10 protein-coding genes are annotated in these 20,106 nt (G+C 50.5%); all 10 read left to right on the top strand.

Annotated elements, in window-relative coordinates; all coding sequences use genetic code 11:
* The first annotated feature begins 91 nt into the window (after positions 1-91).
* The 10 genes from OOJ60_RS15170 to OOJ60_RS15125 all read left to right on the top strand — a co-directional run bounded on the left by OOJ60_RS15170 (position 92) and on the right by OOJ60_RS15125 (position 19,896).
* Complete coding sequence (locus tag OOJ60_RS15170) at positions 92-2,539, top strand: fimbria/pilus outer membrane usher protein (protein WP_233470900.1); 2,448 nt, start codon at positions 92-94, stop codon at positions 2,537-2,539.
* Positions 2,536-3,540 carry a fimbrial protein gene (locus tag OOJ60_RS15165; RefSeq protein WP_205612804.1) on the top strand — a complete coding sequence of 335 codons (1,005 nt, stop codon included), beginning with the start codon at positions 2,536-2,538 and terminating at the stop codon, positions 3,538-3,540. Before OOJ60_RS15170 ends, OOJ60_RS15165 begins: the two co-directional genes overlap by 4 nt.
* Positions 3,541-3,563: 23 nt before the next feature.
* Complete coding sequence (locus OOJ60_RS15160) at positions 3,564-5,300, top strand: ShlB/FhaC/HecB family hemolysin secretion/activation protein (protein ID WP_205612803.1); 1,737 nt, start codon at positions 3,564-3,566, stop codon at positions 5,298-5,300.
* Positions 5,301-5,314: 14 nt separating this feature from the next.
* Positions 5,315-14,164: a two-partner secretion domain-containing protein gene (locus OOJ60_RS15155; RefSeq protein WP_205612802.1), complete on the top strand. Its 8,850-nt coding sequence runs from the start codon at positions 5,315-5,317 to the stop codon at positions 14,162-14,164.
* A gap of 380 nt (positions 14,165-14,544) precedes the next feature.
* Positions 14,545-14,988: a PTS mannitol transporter subunit IIA gene (gene cmtB / locus OOJ60_RS15150; RefSeq protein WP_042290323.1), complete on the top strand. Its 444-nt coding sequence runs from the start codon at positions 14,545-14,547 to the stop codon at positions 14,986-14,988.
* A 27-nt stretch (positions 14,989-15,015) separates the two neighbouring features.
* Complete coding sequence (locus OOJ60_RS15145) at positions 15,016-16,395, top strand: PTS mannitol transporter subunit IICB (protein WP_181822029.1); 1,380 nt, start codon at positions 15,016-15,018, stop codon at positions 16,393-16,395.
* A 23-nt stretch (positions 16,396-16,418) separates the two neighbouring features.
* Positions 16,419-17,696, top strand: coding sequence for a zinc-binding dehydrogenase (locus tag OOJ60_RS15140; protein ID WP_205612801.1), 1,278 nt, complete (start codon positions 16,419-16,421; stop codon positions 17,694-17,696).
* On the top strand, positions 17,693-18,664 hold the full coding sequence (gene glpX, locus OOJ60_RS15135) for a class II fructose-bisphosphatase (RefSeq protein ID WP_205612800.1): 972 nt from the start codon (positions 17,693-17,695) through the stop codon (positions 18,662-18,664). Before OOJ60_RS15140 ends, glpX begins: the two co-directional genes overlap by 4 nt.
* Positions 18,665-18,679: 15 nt before the next feature.
* Positions 18,680-19,189 carry an MltR family transcriptional regulator gene (locus OOJ60_RS15130; protein WP_042290313.1) on the top strand — a complete coding sequence of 170 codons (510 nt, stop codon included), beginning with the start codon at positions 18,680-18,682 and terminating at the stop codon, positions 19,187-19,189.
* Positions 19,186-19,896: a nucleoside/nucleotide kinase family protein gene (locus OOJ60_RS15125; RefSeq protein WP_205612799.1), complete on the top strand. Its 711-nt coding sequence runs from the start codon at positions 19,186-19,188 to the stop codon at positions 19,894-19,896. The genes OOJ60_RS15130 and OOJ60_RS15125 overlap by 4 nt, the downstream gene beginning before the upstream one ends.
* The last annotated feature ends 210 nt before the right edge of the window (positions 19,897-20,106 follow it).

Raw genomic sequence — 20,106 nt, 5'->3', positions numbered from 1 at the left:
TATGACGACCTGGGTTGCTGTTGCGGTACTGTCCTCATTTTCCGCATCGGCGGCGAGTGAAGGCCAGACCATAAATTTTTCTCGTGGGTTTATGAAGTTTTATGATAGCGGAATTGACCTCACGCAGTTCGACGGCAAAGACAAAATCCTGCCCGGCAACTATAAGCTGGAGGTCTACAGCAATCGTACAAAAATTGACGCATGGATGATCACATTCGTTGCGGCGCAAAACGAACAGGGGGTCAACGCCTGCCTGAAACCCGAAATGATCATCCGCTTTGACGTTGATACCTCAAAGCTGCCGGAGAACTGGAAGAACGCAGACTGCATTATCCTGCCGGCGTTAATTCCTGGCGCTACCGTGAAATACAACCAGGACGATGAACAGCTTGACGTCACCATTCCTCAGGCGATGCTGTTAAATACGCCGGTAGGGTATATCAGTCCGGAATTATGGGATGACGGTGTGCCTGCGTTAATGTCTTCCTACACCTTTAGCGCAACCAGCGCGCGCTATCGACCAGGGGAGGATAACTCGAATTACCTCTACGGTAACATGCACAACTCGTTGTCTTTAGGGGCGTGGCGTTTTACAACCTATGACAGCATGATGTCCGGCAGTGATACGAGTGAGTCTGGTATACAACATATTCAGGCTTATGCCGAACGCGCCATTGCGCCGATTAAGTCGACAATTGTGTTGGGCGATCTCAACACCACTGGTGATTTTTTCGATACTACGGCGCTACGGGGTGCGCGCCTGGCGACGGATGATCGGATGTTACCGGATTCCGTGCGTAATTACGCGCCTGTAGTGCGTGGGATTGCGAACAGCAACGCCACGGTTACTATCACGCAGGCGGGGAATACGATTTTCGAAAAAGTCGTCCCACCGGGCGAGTTTGCGATAAGCGATCTGTATGCCACCGGTTACAACGGCGACCTGGAGGTCACCGTCAAGGAAACCAATGGCGATGAAACGCATTTCTCCGTACCGTATTCCAGCGTCCCGCAGTTGCTGCGAGAAGGCTATTCACGCTACTCCGTGTCTGCCGGCGAGATCCGCGACACGTGGCTTTCCGAGGATCCGCAACTGCTGGAAGGGACCATCCAATATGGTCTGCTCAATAACCTCACGGGTTATCTCGGTGGGCAAAGCGCTTTCGACGGCGACTACGCTTCATTAATGGCAGGTTTAGCGGTGAATACCCGCCTCGGCGCGCTGGGTCTTGATGTAACACGGTCTTTTACTCACTTCGACGAGCAGCCGGAGACTCAGGATTGCGGTACGTTTTGCGATATGAGTCTGCGGATAAGTCTGGCGAAGAGCCTGCCGGATATCGGCACCAACTTCAGTTTGGTCGGCTACCGTTATTCGAGCAAAAATTACTACTCCTTGTCCGATGCGATAAGCCTTAAACGCAGCCTTGATACGGGCGATACGGATTACTATCCATCACGCTATCGCGAGCGTCTTGAAGCCAACATCAATCAGACATTACCTCCCGGTTGGGGAAGTTTTTATGTGAGCGGATTTGTTGGCAACGTCTGGAATGATGAGTTAGGACAGAATGAAAAGTCCAACTTTGTCGTTGGGTATAACAACCAGTTTGGCAGAACGACCTGGGGTATCTCGTTTGGCCGCACGCATAGCGAAGATGGCGAACGTGAAGACACGGTTTACCTAAACGTCAGTCTGCCGCTTGGCAACCAGTACGACAGAAACGTGCGCCTCGGCGCTAACTTTAGCTATAACAGCGACGACGCGAATTTCCGTACGTCCCTAAATGGCTCTGCCGGCGAGCGTTCGCAGTTCGGTTTTGGCGGTTACTTCAGCCAGTCAAACCAGCCAGAAACCAACTTCGGTATGAACCTGTCCTATACGGGAGAAAGCGCTTCCGGCGGCGTGACCTACAGCCAGTCCAGAGACAGTTTCATGGCAGGCGTGAACTTCAACGGCGGAATGGTAGTGCACCAGGGCGGGGTTAACTTTGTGCCAATGCTCGCTGATACCATTGGTATTGTTGAAGCGAAAGGGGCTGAAGGATCGCATGTGTATCCGGACTCGAATGCAATCATTAAAGATAATGGATATGGGATTATCAGTTATCTGTCACCCTACAGATACAATGAAGTGTACGCCGATCCTAAAGGTACTCGCTTTGACGTAGAAGTCGATGATACGCGCCGTACAATTGTTCCTACCGCCGGGGCAGCCGTCCTCATAAAAATGGATGCGCAAAAGGATAAGCAAACTTTTGTCCATTTCGTATTGAATACGGGGGAGATTATTCCTTTTGGCGCGCCCATACTCAATGGCGAGGGGGATAATATTGGCATGGTTGGCCAGAATGGTCTTGCTATGGTTTCACTGCAAAAAGGGAAAAATACGCTTTTAATTAAATGGAAAAAACAAAAGCAGTCATTCCAGTGCCGGTCAAGTTATGACGTGACTGAAAAAGAACATAATGCTGATGAATCAGAGAGCGCTTTTAAAGCTGTCGATATTCATTGCGAAAAGGAAGAATTAACAAAATGAAACGGATTTTATCAGGGCTATTGATGTTAGCGGCGGGCATACTGTTTTCGGTCAGTAGTAATCAAGCTTATGCTGCGCTTTGTGAATTAACGTCACCGTTGGCGATGTTGAATATCACAGATGATATTACACTTAAGCCTGCAGAGAAGGGGGCTGCAGGTACTGTACTCTGGAGTAAAACCTTTTCGGTGCCGGATATTAGCTATAAGTGTAATAGCGCTACGCAGTCAACCTGGCATTCCTCTTATACGCGCAATTACATTACCTCGCAGATCGATAATGTCTATGTCACGGAAATTCCGGGTATCGGTATCCGCATGAAGTGGCCTACTCAAGCCGCTGACGCCTGGTTACCCGGTAACTCAGGAGCTGCGGTGACATGTGCTGCCGGATGTTCGATAAAAAATAGCACGGTGCTGGTCGAGTTTGTTCAGACGGGTACGCTCAATGCTGGGGAGAGTTATATTCCGGTAGGAAGCGTTGCAGAGGCCTCGGTTATTCCGACAGCAGATTCCAGCGATAAATTATCCATTTTATCAATTAATTTTGGCACGGCGATTAAAGTTAAACCCTATTCGTGCACTCTTAATCCATCAACAAATTATATCGATTTGGGAACCTATAGTCTGGCTGATTTTGTTAAAGATAATTCGAAGCAAGGGGATAAAAAAGAGTTCACTATTACTGTGGCCTGCCCCGAACCCGCAAACGTCAAGCTGCAGTTTGACACTGTGATTAACTCACAGTTCGCTTCTCTCACAGGGGTACTGGGTGTTGAGACAGGCGAGGGATACGCGGAAAATTTTGCGATACGTCTTTATGAAAAAAGCCGTTACAGCTCTACTGCGCTAACGCTTGGACAAGCTAAAGAGTACCCGGTCACATCAATGCTGACCAATACCTATCAGGCACAAATATATGTGCCGGCCAACATCCAGCGCGATTCGCAGCTGACAGCCGGAAAAGTTGTGGGCGTTGTTGTATACACAATGATTAATTAAATATAATATCAGGGAATGATGTGATGATATATTCACGCTTTTTATTAAAACAGATGGTTTTAATTGTGCCACTTTTACAAGTGGCACATGCCGCTATGCTTCCCGGTCAGCAAAATAAGCAAGAACTGGACAGACTCGAAAGACAAAGTAATCAGTTTTTAATTGAAGAGGCGAAACGTACAGAAGCGCTTTTGCAAAAACAAAGAGCGCTGCGCGGTAGCGAAGAAGAAGGCGGGCTGCTGGCTGATTCACAGTGGAAATTTAAAGTCGATAAAATTGTCATTCTGGATGACGATCGGTTCGACAGCTCGCCGCAACGAGAAGAAATCGTTCAGCGCTATGTGGGAAAGGAACTGGGAAAAGCCGAAATTTTTTCGTTGGTCAAAGAACTGACGGATTTTTATATTGCTCGTGGCTATGCTACAACCCTTATAAGTATTGAACCTGGTAATATTAAAAGCGGCTCGTTAACGCTTCGTGTACTGTGGGGAAAGATTAACGATTTTAAAGTGAACGGTCAAGAACCTTCATTTCGTGAACACATGCGTTTATTTACCGCCTATCCCTTTGCCAAAGGGAAGGTGCTCAATATGCAGGATATTGACCAGAGCGTGGAAAATTTATTACGCGTATCGGATGCTGACAATATTCATGTTCAGCCCTCGGTGATTAATGGCTATTCCGATCTCAATTTACTGCATCAGCCATCATTTCCGGTATCTCTCACCGCAGGTCTCAATAACTCGGGCACTCAGGCGGAGGGCTGGCAGCAATACTATGGCAGTTTTACCGGTAAAAATATTGCCGGGCTAAATGATATTTTTAATGCTTATTACTCCTGGAACAACCTTAATAATCCGGATGACAAACAGGACTCCTGGTCTTTTAGCTATGGTGTCCCATTGGGATATTGGGGATTTGATGCGAATTACTATAAATCTCAATACACTAAAAGCATTGATGGTGGGTACGACATTTATGAGTCAGACGGAAACTCAGAACGCGCGTCACTGCGTGTAAGCCGTATGCTTATGCGTGGTGCAACCGGTAAAACAAGCGCGTGGATGAAAGTTGAGCGCCGGGATAACTACAATGGAATTGAACATTCGCAAATCGATGTCAGTTCAAAAAAATACACCTCGCTTGCTTCTGGCCTGACGTACGTCGGCGCGTTGGGCGGTGGTTGGGTCTATGGTGATATTGGCGTAACGGCTGGGGTTCCATGGTTTGGTTCGGCCTGGAAAGGCGATCCGGACCTGGAGGGTTTTGACCTCAATTATATTAAATATAACGGCATTGTCAGCTGGACTCGCCCTCTTTATAAAGTGGGAAGGCTGGGGGTTACGTATGAATTAAACAGTGGCTTCCAGTATTCGCCAGATGTGCTGGTGAGTGACGCAAAAGTCACAATTGGCGATGAATATACGGTTCGGGGCTTCAAAGACGATAATGTAATGAGCGATAGCGGAGCATGGATCGCAAATACTCTGCAATTCCCTTTTGATGTGGGTGTGGCTGGTGTTTATCAGTTGACGCCTTATATGGGCTACGATCTCGGATTCACTAAAGATAATTGTCCTGAGGGTGTCGATGCGTGTGATGGGCAGTTCATGATGGGCGCGTCAGTAGGTATCAAAGCAAGCGGTAAATATTTCTCCTCCTATGTTATGGCAGGTTGGCCCATCAGAAAACCAGATTCAATGGATGAACAGACTGTAGATGATGCAGTTGTCTATTACAAAACGGAAATTACTTTTTAATTTAGGGACACATTATGAATCGACAAAATGTTAAAGCTGAGAAGTTGAATGCCAGCAATTTGCATAAAAAACTTGGCCCATTATATCTGTCATTGGCGAGTATTTTATCGCCTGCCGTTGAAGCAGCCACCACACCGGACAATCGTCAATCGAACGGTCCCACGATGGGCCAGACGGCGAATGGCACGCCGTTGATTAATATCGCTAACCCTAATGCGAAGGGCGTTTCATTAAATAAATTCACTGAATTTAACGTTGACCAGAAAGGCGTTGTCTTTAATAACAGCATGCAAGAAGGCGTGACCAAAATTGGAGGTTACGCGGTTAAAAATGGTCAACTGCAGCAGGAAGCCAGTGCGATTATCAGCGAAGTCACAGGTGCGAAGGCCTCGTATATTAATGGCACGATGGAAGTTTTCGGTAAAAAAGCCGACATTATTATTGCGAACGAAAATGGTATTAGCGTCAACGGCGCGACGACCATTAACGCCAATAGTCTGACCCTCAGCACCGGTAAAGTACAGGCAAATCAGGACGGTACTTATAAACTTGCCGTCGATAAGGGAAACATCACCGTCACCGGGCAGGGTATTAACACTGAAGGCTTAAGCTATTTTGATATCGTCAGCCGCAGCGCCCAGCTTGAAGGCGAAATTGCCGGTAAGGCAGACCTGAAGGTTTTGGCCGGACAGAACGACTATGAGCTTGCCAGCCGTAGCCATACCGTTCGTAGCCAGGGCGATGGGCAGGGGCCTGCTGTTGCTATCGATGGTAGCGCGCTGGGTTCCATGTACGGCGGTAAAATTCAGTTAATCAGCACCGAATCTGGCGCGGGTGTGCGCCACGCAGGTGGTATTATTTCCAGCGGTGATTTAGAGATTAGCGCCGACGGGGATATCACGCTGGCCAGTCTGCACAGCGATAAAAATATTACGCTAAACGGCAACAATATTGCGACCACCAAATCCAGCAATAGCGCGATGGGCGTTGAAGCGCAAAATGACATTGTGTTTAATGCGCTTGCTGGCGTTACCCTCAATAACGATGTGATTTCCTCTGCGGGTAAGATCCGTATTGACGCCAGTTCGCTGGTGCAAAATGCCGCCTCGCTGATTACCAACGCGACGGCGACGACCTCTGTACCAGCCATCCAGATCAACGTTGCCGGACAATATACGCTGAATGGCAAACTCCAGGCGCTGGATGCAAATGGCAATATCATCAGCAATGGCGTTGTGACGCTGAAAAAGGGTGACTTCGTCGTCCTGGTGGACGGCAAGGAAGTCGCGTTCAGCTCACTGGTATCGGATGTTCAGGTTATCAGCCACAGCGGAGATATTCAGATTACCGCTGGCAGTATGACCAATAACGGCGGCTCTGTACTGGCGAAAAAAGGCACTTTGCAGGTTAATCTGACTGGCGCGTTTGAAAGCAGCGGTGCCGTTAACGCCAGCGGCAATATCGTTATCGCTTCCGGATCGGCGAAAAATAATGGCGTGATCTATGCGTCTGGCACCCAGACGCTCACCGTTGGCGACCTGGATAACAGCGGCCGAATCTTTGCCGATAAAAAACTGGTGATGAATGCCAGCGCCCTCAATAACAAAGGGGTAATCGGCGTCACGCAAGGGGAAATGCAGCTTGCCAGCCGCGGAAACCTTATCAATAGCGGTACGATCAGTAGCGACGATGCAACCATCGATGTAAGTGCTGAAGGCGATATCGACAACAGCGGCAATATCATCAGCAATAAAAATGACGTTACCGTCACTGCGAAAGGCAAGTCGCTGAAAAATACCGGCACCATTGAAGGCCGCAGTATCGCGCTAACGACTTCTGATGCAGATGCCACTCTTGAAAACGGCGGCACCGTGAATGCTAAACAGAAAGTTCAGGTGAAGACCGCGAAGCTAAGCAATGCTGGCGGTACGCTCAGTTCGTCGGGCGATATGGAATTGAAGGTGAGCAAGCAGCTCGCCAACACCAGCGGCGGTGAAATTCTGGCGGCGGGTAAACTGTCACTGGATGGCGAAAACGTGACGACAGTGGTGAATGACGATGCCGGTTGGATCCAGGGCAAGTCCGTTTCGTTGACCAATCTTGCGTCGCTGTCTAATACCCAGGATGGGGTTATCTTAGCCACGGAAGATCTTACGCTTACCGGTATTAATACGCTGACGAATGATGCATCGACAATTCAGGCGACGACGCTCCTGCTCGATCAGATTGATACGCTTAATAACGTCAATACCGGGACAATCTACAGCGGTGATAGCCTGCAATTGTCGAATATTGAATCCCTTAAAAACGATAATTCCCAGCTGATTGCCGAAGGCGCTCTTTCACTCAGCCATCTGTCCGACATTTCAAACCAGAATGGCGCGGTGGTGGTCAGTGGCACGCAGCTTGCCATCAACAATGTTGATTCATTAACCAACAGCGGTGGCGCGGTGATTCAGGCAGGTGGCGCGCTCAATATAACTTCCGTTGATACGCTGAATAACGCTTCCGACGCTTCCATTGTGGCGTCAGGCGATATGACGTTTGACGGCGTTCGGGAACTGACTAACCAGGCTGTCATCCTTAGCAACAGTGCGATCACCCTGCAAAATGGCGATACGCTTAAAAATGAAGGCGTTGTACAGGCCGGAACCGATCTGATTATCCGCAATATCAGAAACCTGATTAACCAGGGGAGCGACCATGTGTTAATGGCCTTGCGTAACCTGACGATTGAAGATGTGGATGCCCTGACCAACGCCGACCAGGCCGTGATTACAGCAAGTATGCATACTGTACTCAATGCGATCGGTCTGCTGACGAACCTGTCAGGTTCCTTGATTCAGGCGGTTGACGGTACGCTGACTATCGCCGCGGATACCTTGACCAACAGCGGCGGCACGGGGGAGTACGCATCAACTCTGGTCGCGGGCGGCGACCTGACTATCGATGCTAATAATCTGACGAATGATGATGGCGGCGCTATTGTCTCGTCTGATAATAACCTGACGCTGAATATTGCGCAGGGTTTAAATAACACAAATTCGGCGGTAATCGTCGGTGGCCGAACCACCACGCTGAACGTGACGAACGGTGATATTAACAACAGCGCTGATTCGCTTATCGCCGGTTATGATATTAACGTCAACGCCAGGGCTATGGCGAATGACGACAACTCGTCTATTGTTGCCGATCGCGATCTGACGCTCAAACTGGCCAGCATGAATAATACCTCTGGTATTCTGGAAGCCGGGCGGATTTTGTCTCTTGATCTCGACGCCAGTTTGACCCTTGACAATCTTAGTAAAAACATTCGGGCAGGAAGTGAGCTGAACATTTCGACGCAGGGTGATTTTACGAACAATGCCATGCTGGAAATCATCGGTGATATGAACGTGGACGCCGAAGGCGACTTCGTCAATAACATGTCCATCGTCACCGGCGGTGATTTAGATATTAATGCGAAGAATGTGACTAATGGCGCGCAAAGTCTGCTGTGGACAATGGGCGATTTGAGTCTTGAAGCGCGCAACGGACAGTTTATCAATGCCGTTGGCGGCAATGTGCTTAGCATGGGTGATTTGTCGATTATCGCGAAAGAAATCTGGAACCAGGCGGGGATAATCCGGTCAGAAAAAAATATTAATCTTGATGCTGAAGTCATTACCAATGAAAGCACCTACAGCGGTGATGAAATTTCAATCACTGGCTCGCAGATTGCAACTGTATCGTATGAGACGATCGAACATGCAATGACGAAATCTTATACGCATATTGGGTTATATATGCCGACCGTCACATCCGGTCTGCAACTGGAAAACCAGGCGGAGATCAGCGCAGGTGGCAATATCAATATCAACCAGCGTGATATTTACGATACCCACGATGTGATTAATACCGGTGGTCTGATTCAGGCGGCGAAAGATATCACCATCACGGGTAACGTCTATAACTCGCCGCGCTATGGCGAACTTACGCTTTACGATTACTTGCAACTTCCGCTCAGCAAGGAAGGCTCCATTACCTATCGCTGGGAGCTTGCATCAGAGCACCAGTCGAGCTGGGAATTCGATACGCTTTATCAATTCCTTGACTTTGAATTTGGCGGGGGCAGTGCGGCAAACAAAATTGACACAAAAGGGGGCGGCACTGATGCGGAAAAAGAGCTCTGGTTTAATGCAGTAGTGATGTTAGGTAATCAATCAACATTATTTAACAGCATGATGATCCGAATTTTCGGCGAAAACTGGCAAACGTCTAATTATAACAAATTGTGTAATATTTGGGCGCAACAAACCGCATCAGACAATGCAGGGCTGAAGGCCAATAAAACCTATTATGTGCCGCAGGAAAAAGGCGAAATCACCGCTGGCGGCAACTTCACGCAGAATGGTGGGGTGCTGGATAATGGTATTGCCGGGGCAGGGGTGATTAACGCCAACGCCAATATCAGCGATGTTGATGTAGGTGATTATACCGTTGACACCGTTATTGCGGGCTATGATGTTAACGTCAATACCAAAACTATTGATGAGCTGTCCATGGGTATCAGCCCCATGCCGACCATCAAAGATATGATCTCGATCCCGGGAATGTTTGAAATCTCCACCGATTTCAAGAAAACCACAGAAGCGGCGAAAAATGGCGAGGATTATCCGGGACCCGCTAACAATATCGTGCCGATTTTTGAAACCCGTCCATCGATGATAGACCAGAGCGGTTATACCGGATCGGACTATTTCTTTGATCAGGTGGGTTACGATCCGCAACAGCCGGTCAATGTGATCGGCGACAATTATTTTACCTCTGAGCTGATTCGCCGCGAAATTTCCGCTTCGGTTGGCAGCTTCTTCTCAATTCGCGACGGCCTGGAGGGCGATGCGCTTGTCCAGGCATTAATGGATAACGCAGGTGAAGCGGCGAAGGATAGCGAGCTTGGCCTGGTGGTTGGCGAACCGTTATCTCAGGAGCAGCGTAGCAATCTGGATAAAGATATCGTCTGGTTTGTTAACCAAAATGTAAACGGTGTGGATGTATTGGTTCCGGTTGTTTATCTGTGCCCGGAAACGCTGCGTCAGATGGAAAGCGGCGACGTTAACGGCGGCAGCGCGACAATCCATGCTGGTAATGACATGAACGTTGATGCCAGTGAAATCAACAATATGAATGGCTCAATTTCGTCTGGCGGCGACATGACGCTGGTCTCTGACGGTGATATTAATAACGTCAGTAACGGTATGAACTCCGGTATTTCCGCGGGTGGCGATATGAGCATGACGACCACCAATGGCGATATCAACAATAATGGCGCGGCTATCAGTGCCGACGGTGATATTGCGATGAGCGCTGAAAATGGCGATATCACCATGACGGCAAGCGTGGGTCGGGGTGAAGATGGCAAGCAGATTATTCATGCCTACGACGATGGCGTGACTGCTGGCGGTAGCATCAGCATGGAAGCGAAATCAATCACCTCAAACGCGTCAGATATTACCGCGGGTCAGGATGTCAATATGAAGGCCACAGAGGGGGACGTGACCTTCAACGACCTGCATGAAATTGATGCGACCCGCACCATTGATAACGATGTGCAAAATGCCTTTAATTTCTCGTTATCAGATACCTCCACCACGACGGGCACCGCTATTGGCAGTAATGTGTCGGCTGGCGGGAATATGAACATTGAGGCTAAAAATGATGTTGTGATGGAAGGCGGCACCTATTCTGCGCAGACCGGCTCGATCTCGGCAGAAAACAATGTCACGATTAAAACCTCAGAGGATGTCTCTCATTCGGAAGAGCACACCTCCAGCCGCGAATTCCGTATGGGGGCTGGAGTCAGCGGTGGTGGCCAGACAGTGGAAACGGATTATGGCACGATGTCGGGTGGGTCTAATACAACCACGACAGGCGATTACGTTAGTGCCGGTTCACAATCCGATACGTCGGCTATCGGTAAAAAGCCTGGACGCGCGCCGGTAAACGATACCGCGGGTTTCAGTCTCGAATTTAATTCTCAAAGTGATTCTACCGTTACTGACAGTAAAAAGAATACGAATGCCTCAATCAGTTTTGCCGAGTCGGGATCGATCAACGCCAATAAAACCGTGGATATCGGTGGGGCTGACCTGAGCGCGGGCGACTCTCTGAGTATTAATGCAGAAGATGTCACCAGCACTAAATACCTCGATGAAGAGAAGACCACCACCACGCATAAAGAGATGAATTTCGGTATTTCTGGCGAAGCGCACAGTACCCTTGCCGATTCCGCCGATAAGGCCGGTAACCTGGTCGAGAAATCGCAGGATGGCCAGGAGCTTAATGCGGGGACCACAGCCGCAGAAGTGCTTGGCGATGCGTCGAATTTGTTACTTAACGATATTGCGGGCGCGTCCATAACGATTGGCGGCGGTTCGAAGAAATCGACATCCACTACCGAAACGACCTCGGAAAATATCACCAACATTAATGCGAAAAATATCTCTATCAATACTAAAAAAGACACCACCCTCAATGGTGTCGATATTAAGGGCGAGGAGGTAGAAATTAACGCCGGTGGCGACGTGTCGATGAATGCGGCGAAATCGACTTCCAGCTATTCCAACTCCAGCGAAGAACATTCTGGAGGGGTCACGGCAGGCGTTGGTGTGGATCTGACCGGAATCAGCGGCGGTGCGTCCGTTGACTACAGCGGTAATAAAGAAAATGGTTCCGGTGACTCTACCACCTACACCAACAGCACTATTACCGCCGATAACGTGAAGATCAAAACTGGCGGCGATATGTCCATGACCGGGGCAAATATCGAGGCCAATACCGCGGATGTCGACGTGGCAGGGGATCTGGATATTACCTCCGTCCAGGATACGGTTCATACCGAAAATGCCCGACAGAACTGGGGAGCGTCGGTGGGTGTCGCCGTATCGGGTAAAGGGGTTACGCCTACCGCTGCGGTAAACGCGGGTGGTGGCTCCGAAGCGCATGACGCAGCGACCACGGCAAAACAATCTGGCATTCACACGAATGGCGAAGTGAACGTGAAAACCGGCGGCGACCTGAACATGACAGGGGCGAATATTGTCTCTGAAGAGGGTACCGGTTCCGTGAACGTGGCTGGCGACATTAACGCCCGGACCCTCGAAGACAGTGTGGAACAGGATGGTCTGTACGGTGGCGGTGGTGTGGGTATCGGTGGCGTGCCGGGCAAGAAAGGCGGCGTGCCATCGGCAAACCTTTATGTTGATACGGTTGATGAAATTCATCGTGATGAAACGCAAAAATCGACCATTTCCGTTGGTGATATCACCAGTAAAGGCACGACCGGCGAGATCAATACCAATAAAGACGAAATGTCTGTCGTCACGCGTGATGAGAAGGAAGCGGGCAACAATATCTCCTTTACGCTGGCCGATCCGGGCATCGGTAAGAAAAATAAAGGCAGCTATGACCTTGATACGCCAGATGCGCCTAAGAACAAAGGCAACGGTAGCACCGGCGAGAAAAAGACAGATTTCACTCCGGGCAAACCGCCGCGTAGCGAAGACGTTCCGGCCGTCACGCCGCAGAAGTCAGAGGATCTGAAACCGGCGCCGAAACCGGCAGACAGCGAAACGAAGACGGACACCACGCCGTCGCAGACCGCGCACAGTGAAGACGTTCCGGCCGTCACGCCGCAGAAGGCAGACGATCTGAAACCGGCGCCGAAACCGGCAGACAGCGAAACGAAGACGGACACCACGCCGTCGCAGACCGCGCACAGTGAAGACGTTCCGGCCGTCACGCCGCAGAAAGCAGACGATCTGAAACCGGCGCCGAAACCGGCAGACAGCGAAACGAAGACGGATACCACGCCGTCGCAGACCGCGCACAGTGAAGACGTTCCGGCCGTCACGCCGCAGAAAGCAGACGATCTGAAACCGGCGCCGAAACCGGCAGACAGTGAAACGAAATCGGACACCACGCCGACGCCTGCCGCGGCTGATACTACGACGCCGACTAAGAAATGGCCTGTTCCGAATACGAACTACCCGACGCTGTCTCCAGGTTCCGCAACCGGCAAAACCGGAATGGACACGCCGAAGACGCCGAAGCACAAGCAGTGGAACGGTGACATGACCAACGGCGTGGCGCCATCTTCCGGCAACGGCGACAGTGCGAAGCTGTCCCCGGGATCGTCTACCGGTCAGACCGGAATGGATATGCCGAAAACGCCGGAGCACAAGCAGTGGAACGGTGACATGACCAACGGTGTGGCGCCATCTTCCGGCAACGGCGACAGTGCGAAGCTGTCCCCGGGATCGTCTACCGGTCAGACCGGAATGGATATGCCGAAAACGCCGGAGCACAAGCAGTGGAACGGCGACATGACCAACGGCGTGGCGCCGTCTTCCGGCAACGGCGACAGTGCGAAGCTGTCCCCGGGATCGTCTACCGGTCAGACCGGGATGGATATGCCGAAAACGCCGGAGCACAAGCAGGCGAACGGTGACATGACCAACGGCGTGGCGCCGTCTTCCGGCAACGGTGACAGCGCGAAGCTGTCCCCGGGATCGTCTACCGGTCAGACCGGGATGGACATGCCGAAAACGCCGGAGCACAAGCAGGCGAACGGTGACATGACCAACGGCGTGGCGCCGTCTTCTGGTGATGGCAGTGACGTGAAGCTTTCTCCTGGGTCTGCAACCGGTCAGACGGGTATGGACATGCCGAAAACGCCGGAACACAAGCAGTGGAATGGCGACATGAGCATGTCCGGCGTTACGCGCCAGAGCGACATGCCGCGCTGGGTACCTCTGATGCGTGAAACCACCATCGACGCCTACGCAACTGTCATCATTCAATTTGATCACTCGCTCTTGAGCTAAGTCGTCCCTTTCCCCGCCATATCGTCTGGCGGGAATTTACACATTACCCCCTTAGGCCGTCTGTATTTACAGATGGCCTTTTTTTTGCGCGATTAATGCGTAACGGCTTCAGGGAAATGGATAGTTTTTTAATGATGGCAATAGCATATTTGTGATCATCATTGCAAAATGAACATTAATTCATATTCAAAAAATGCAGTTCATATCACGTAATTACGGTTGCTTTTTAATTTTTTGTTTTTATCTCATTGTTTTTATTTGCTTTTATCAAACGCGCTTCTTTTTCGCCCTGACGTTGACCCCTGTTGCTTTCATTTTATCGCGCGCGTATTTTATTTTCAGCGCAAAATTGTACCCTAAAAATAAAATAAGGATTACGTATGCGGTTGATTGATTATTTTCCTGAAGCATCTATCTCGATAAAGTCATCGGTAGAAAACTGGCAGCAGGCTATTGATTTTTGCATGTCTTCTCTGCTGACTCATCATTATATTAATTCAAATTATATTCAGGCTATTAAAGATTCGACTCTCAGCAACGGCCCCTATTATATTCTGGCCCCCGGCGTGGCTATGCCTCATGCGCGACCAGAGTGCGGAGCGTTAAAAACAGGAATGTCGTTAACGTTACTCAAACAGGAAGTGCAGTTCAGTGAAGGTGAAGAAGGTATCAGGTTATTAATCGGTTTATCGGCAGCAAATGCCGATTCACATATTGAAGCTATCCAGGCATTAAGCGAGCTGTTATGTGAAGAACAAACGATAAACGCGCTGTTAGCGGCAAAGTCAGAAAAACAGTTAGCGGATATTATCGCTCACGCATAATTATTCTCTCCTTGACAGGATATTAATATGGAACACAAGTCTGCTCGTGCTAAGGTCCAGGCTTTTGGCGGGTTTTTGACTGCAATGGTCATCCCGAATATCGGCGCCTTTATTGCCTGGGGTTTTATTACCGCATTATTTATTCCAACCGGATGGTTGCCGAATGAACATTTCGCCAAAATTGTCGGCCCGATGATTACCTATTTACTGCCGGTGATGATTGGTTCGACCGGTGGACATCTGGTGGGGGGTAAACGGGGAGCGGTGATGGGAGGCATTGGTACGATTGGCGTCATTATTGGCGCGGATATCCCAATGTTCCTCGGTTCAATGATCATGGGACCGCTAGGCGGGCTGGTGATTAAATATATTGACCGACTGCTGGACAGGCGCATTCCTGCCGGTTTTGAAATGGTGATTAATAACTTCTCCCTGGGAATCGCCGGGATGATCTTGTGTCTGCTGGGGTTTGAGGTCATTGGCCCGGCGGTACTGGTTGCCAATAACTTTGTGAAGGAGTGTATTGAATCGTTGGTACATGCGGGCTACCTGCCGCTACTGTCGTTAATTAATGAACCAGCAAAAATCCTTTTTTTAAACAATGCGATTGACCAGGGCGTTTATTATCCACTGGGTATGCAGCAAGCCTCGGAGACAGGAAAATCCATTTTCTTTATGGTGGCGTCTAACCCGGGTCCGGGTCTGGGTTTACTGCTTGCGTTCACCTTGTTTGGTAAAGGGATGGCGAAGAAGTCTGCACCCGGCGCCATGATCATCCATTTCCTGGGCGGTATCCATGAACTGTATTTCCCGTATGTGCTGATGAAACCGTTGACGCTGATCGGCATGATTGCGGGCGGGATGAGCGGAACGTGGGTCTTTAATGTATTAGGCGGCGGGCTGGTCGCCGGGCCGAGCCCTGGGTCGATTTTCGCTTACCTGGCGCTGACGCCGAAGGGGGCTTTCCTGGCGACGATTGCCGGTGTTACGGCGGGAACGCTGGTGACCTTTGTGGTGACCTCTTTCATATTAAAAATGGAAAAAAATAGCGCTGGCGAAAGTGAAGATACCTTCAGTGATTCCACGAAAGCTGTCAAGGCAATGAAGCAGGAGGGTAAATTCTCTTACCGTGATGTGAAACGAATAGCATTTGTTTGCGATGCGGGAATGGGGTCGAGCGCTATGGGGGCAACGACGTTTCGTAAACGCCTGGAAAAAGCGGGATTAACGGTCGATGTCAAACATTATGCGATCGAAAATGTTCCCGAGGATGCCGATATTATCGTGACGCATGCCAGCCTGGAGGGGCGCGTTAAACGGGTTAGCGACAAACCCGTCGTTCTGATTAAAAACTATATTGGTGACCCGTTGCTCGACGATTTATTTCATCACCTTACGACGAAGTAATATTTCTGGTTTCTGGAGTAAATATGAAAACGAAAGTGGCAGCCATCTATGGCAAGCGGGATGTCCGTATCCGTGAATTTGAACTACCTGACATTACGGATAATGAATTATTAGTCAGCGTTATTTCTGACAGCGTCTGTTTGTCTACCTGGAAAGCGGCAACATTAGGCAGCGAACATAAACGTGTGCCAGATGATCTGGAGAATCATCCGGTGATTACCGGCCATGAATGTGCCGGGATCATTGTCGAAGTCGGGAAAAATCTAACCGATAAATATAAAAAGGGCGAGCGCTTCGTTTTACAACCCGCAATGGGCTTGCCGAGTGGTTATTCTGCCGGATACAGCTATGAATATTTTGGCGGTAATGCGACGTATATGATTATCCCGGAGATCGCGATTAAGTTGGGCTGCGTTTTACCCTATCACGGCTCTTATTTCGCCGCCGCATCGCTGGCGGAACCGATGTGCTGCATAATTGGCGCTTATAACGCCAATTATCACACTACGCCTTACGTTTACGAGCACCGGATGGGCATTAAACCCGGCGGCAACATCGCGCTATTAGCCTGTGCCGGGCCGATGGGGATAGGCGCCATTGACTATGCCATTAATGGCGGGATCCAGCCGTCGCGGGTCGTGGTGGTGGATATCGATGAAACGCGACTGGCCCAGGCCAGCCGCTTGCTAACGGTTGAGCACGCGGCCAGTAAAGGCATCGAGCTTATTTATGTGAATACCGCCGGAATAAAAGAGCCCGCAGCCATGCTTCGCGAACTCACGGACGGTAGCGGTTTTGATGACGTATTTGTCTATGCTGCTGTTCCGGCCCTTGTCGAACTGGCGGATGAGCTTCTCGCGGAAGACGGTTGCCTGAACTTTTTTGCCGGGCCGACGGACAGTCGCTTCAGGGTGCCATTCAACTTTTACAACGTGCATTACAACAGTACTCACGTGGTTGGAACATCCGGCGGTTCCACCGACGATATGAAAGAGGCGATTGCATTAAGCGCTACGGGACAACTGCAACCGTCTTTTATGGTCACCCATATCGGCGGGCTGGATGCGGTGCCGGATACGGTCCTCAATCTTCCCGATATTCCGGGCGGCAAAAAGCTGATTTATAACGGCGTCACGATGCCGCTGACGGCGATCGCTGATTTCGCGGAAAAAGGCAAAACCGATCCGTTGTTTCGTGAACTGGCGCGTCTGGTTGAAGAGACGCACGGTATCTGGAACGAAAAGGCTGAGAGATTCCTGCTGGCGCAATTTGGCGTGGACGTAGGGGAGGCTGCTGCATGATCTCTCTGACATGGCCGCTATTTCGCACAACGGAACGGGCGGCGCTGGCAGCCTGGCCGCAAACCGGATGCGGCGACAAAAACCGGATCGATGGTCTCGCGGTCAGCGCGATGCGACAGGCTCTGAACGAGGTGGCTATCCGTGGGAGAATTATCATTGGCGAGGGGGAAATCGATTGTGCGCCGATGTTATGGATCGGTGAGGAGGTCGGAACAGGCAGCGGGCCGGAGGTGGATATCGCTGTCGATCCTATTGAAGGAACCCGTATGGTCGCAATGGGGCAGAGCAATGCGCTGGCGGTCATGGCTTTCGCCCCGCGCGGCAGTTTGCTTCACGCACCTGACATGTATATGAAAAAGCTGGTTGTTAATGCCCAGGCAAAAGGCGCGATCGATCTGGCGCTTCCGTTAGCCGACAATTTACGCAATGTGGCGGCGGCGCTGGGAAAACCGCTGGATCGCTTGCGCATGGTCACGCTGGACAAACCCCGGCTTCATCCGGCGATTGCCGAGGCAACACAGCTCGGCGTAAAGGTTTTTGCCCTGCCCGATGGCGATGTGGCGGCCAGCGTTCTGACCTGTCTGCAGGACAATCCGTATGACCTGATGTATACGCTCGGCGGTGCGCCGGAAGGGGTGATTTCCGCCTGTGCGGTAAAAGCGCTCGGGGGCGATATGCAGGCAGAGCTGATCGACTTTTGTGAAGCGAAAGGCGATACCGCAGATAATCGCGTGATCGCTGTCCGTGAACGACAACGCTGTGCGGAGATGGGCGTCGAGATTAACCGCGTCTATGCGATCGACACGTTAGTAAAGGGAAATGACATTCTCTTTAGTGCAACGGGCGTGACGGGGGGCGACCTTCTGAAGGGGATCCAACAGGTTGCGAAGGGTGTGCGCACGCAAACTTTACTGATCGGCGGCGCGGATCGAACGTGTAATATAATAGACTCTCTGCATTCATGGTGATTTATCGGGACACAAATGACGACGCTGACAGAAGACGATGTGCTTGAGCAACTGGACGCTCAGACCAATTTACTTTCGTTTATGACGACGGCACATGACATTTTGCTTCAGGGCATTAAACGCTTTCTGCCGTCGCTGTTTGTCGATAATGATGAAGAGATCGTGGAGTATGCAGTGAAGCCGTTACTCGCGCAGAGTGGGCCGCTTGATGATATCGACGTTGCGTTACGCCTGATTTATGCGTTGGGAAAAATGGAAAAATGGCTGTATGCCGACATCACCCATTTTTCCCAGTTTTATCGCTACCTTAAGGAACAGGACACGATCCCGGGCTTTACGGATGACATCACCTGGGATTTCGTCAGTAACGTAAACAGTATTACCCGTAATGCAACCTTATATGGCGCGCTTGAGTCGATGAAGTTTGCCGACTTCGCCACCTGGTCCGAGGTTCGCTTTACCGGCATGATCAAGACGGCGATGACGCTGGCGGTAACGACAATTTTAAAGGAATTAACGCCGTGAAAATCGGACTGACGGTTAATGGGCTGGACGTTACCGCGCATTACCACGACGATGAAATTGAAATCGTCCATAAACCCCTGTTGCGACAGCTGGCGAAAATAAACGCTGCGCATACTGAACAACGAACCCTTATTTTTCTCTGCGCCCCTCCCGGGACCGGCAAATCCACGCTAACCACATTTTGGGAGTATCTCTGTCAACAGGACGCCAGTCTGCCAACGATCCAGACTCTGCCGATGGATGGCTTTCATCATTACAACGCGTGGCTGGAGGCGCATAACTTGCGAGCCAGTAAAGGCGCGCCGGACACCTTTGACGTGGATAAACTGGCGCGCAATCTGCGTCAGATCAGGGAAGCGGAAGGCACCTGGCCGCAGTACGATCGGCAAACCCATGAGCCGGTTGAAAATGCCATCCCGGTAACCGCGCCGTTGGTGATTGTTGAAGGAAACTGGCTTTTGCTGAAGGAACCGCGTTGGCAGACGCTGGCGGAGTTTTGCGATTATTCGATCTTTATACGCGCACCGGAAGAGGCGCTTCGATCGCGCCTGATCGCCCGTAAACTGGCGGGAGGATCGTCTCAGGGTGATGCCGAAGCGTTCTATGAACGCACTGATGGGCCGAACGTGCGTCGGGTTCTGCAAAACAGTCGACCGGCCGACCTTACGTTAGTCATGACGCCGACAGGTGAGTATCGGCTCTGCTAAGAGGGCCGCCTGGCGTACGATTCCTGGAATCGGCGCCGGGGCAACCGCTATTACTCCTGGGTGGAATAATTTCTGCGAACCAGGGGCGTGAAATGTGATGTAAGTCATATAGCTGGCTTAATCAGCTGGACAATCATTCCTTTTATTCCTCGTTTCGCTTATTCTAGCTGAAGCGTTTCAGTCGATTAAATGTTCGACAAATAATCAATC

It is taken from the genome of Citrobacter sp. R4, from assembly GCF_026719175.1.
Lineage (GTDB): Bacteria > Pseudomonadota > Gammaproteobacteria > Enterobacterales > Enterobacteriaceae > Citrobacter_A > Citrobacter_A sedlakii.
Note: the sequence above shows the minus strand (reverse complement) of the source record. Positions and strands in the feature narration are given on the sequence as shown.

Bases quoted from the DNA above. Each gene is read 5' to 3' on its own strand.
- OOJ60_RS15170 (WP_233470900.1), top strand. From the start codon at position 92: ATGAAGTTTTATGATAGCGGAATTGACCTCACGCAGTTCGACGGCAAA.
- OOJ60_RS15165 (WP_205612804.1), top strand. From the start codon at position 2,536: ATGAAACGGATTTTATCAGGGCTATTGATGTTAGCGGCGGGCATACTG.
- OOJ60_RS15160 (WP_205612803.1), top strand. From the start codon at position 3,564: ATGATATATTCACGCTTTTTATTAAAACAGATGGTTTTAATTGTGCCA.
- OOJ60_RS15155 (WP_205612802.1), top strand. From the start codon at position 5,315: ATGAATCGACAAAATGTTAAAGCTGAGAAGTTGAATGCCAGCAATTTG.
- cmtB (WP_042290323.1), top strand. From the start codon at position 14,545: ATGCGGTTGATTGATTATTTTCCTGAAGCATCTATCTCGATAAAGTCA.
- OOJ60_RS15145 (WP_181822029.1), top strand. From the start codon at position 15,016: ATGGAACACAAGTCTGCTCGTGCTAAGGTCCAGGCTTTTGGCGGGTTT.
- OOJ60_RS15140 (WP_205612801.1), top strand. From the start codon at position 16,419: ATGAAAACGAAAGTGGCAGCCATCTATGGCAAGCGGGATGTCCGTATC.
- glpX (WP_205612800.1), top strand. From the start codon at position 17,693: ATGATCTCTCTGACATGGCCGCTATTTCGCACAACGGAACGGGCGGCG.
- OOJ60_RS15130 (WP_042290313.1), top strand. From the start codon at position 18,680: ATGACGACGCTGACAGAAGACGATGTGCTTGAGCAACTGGACGCTCAG.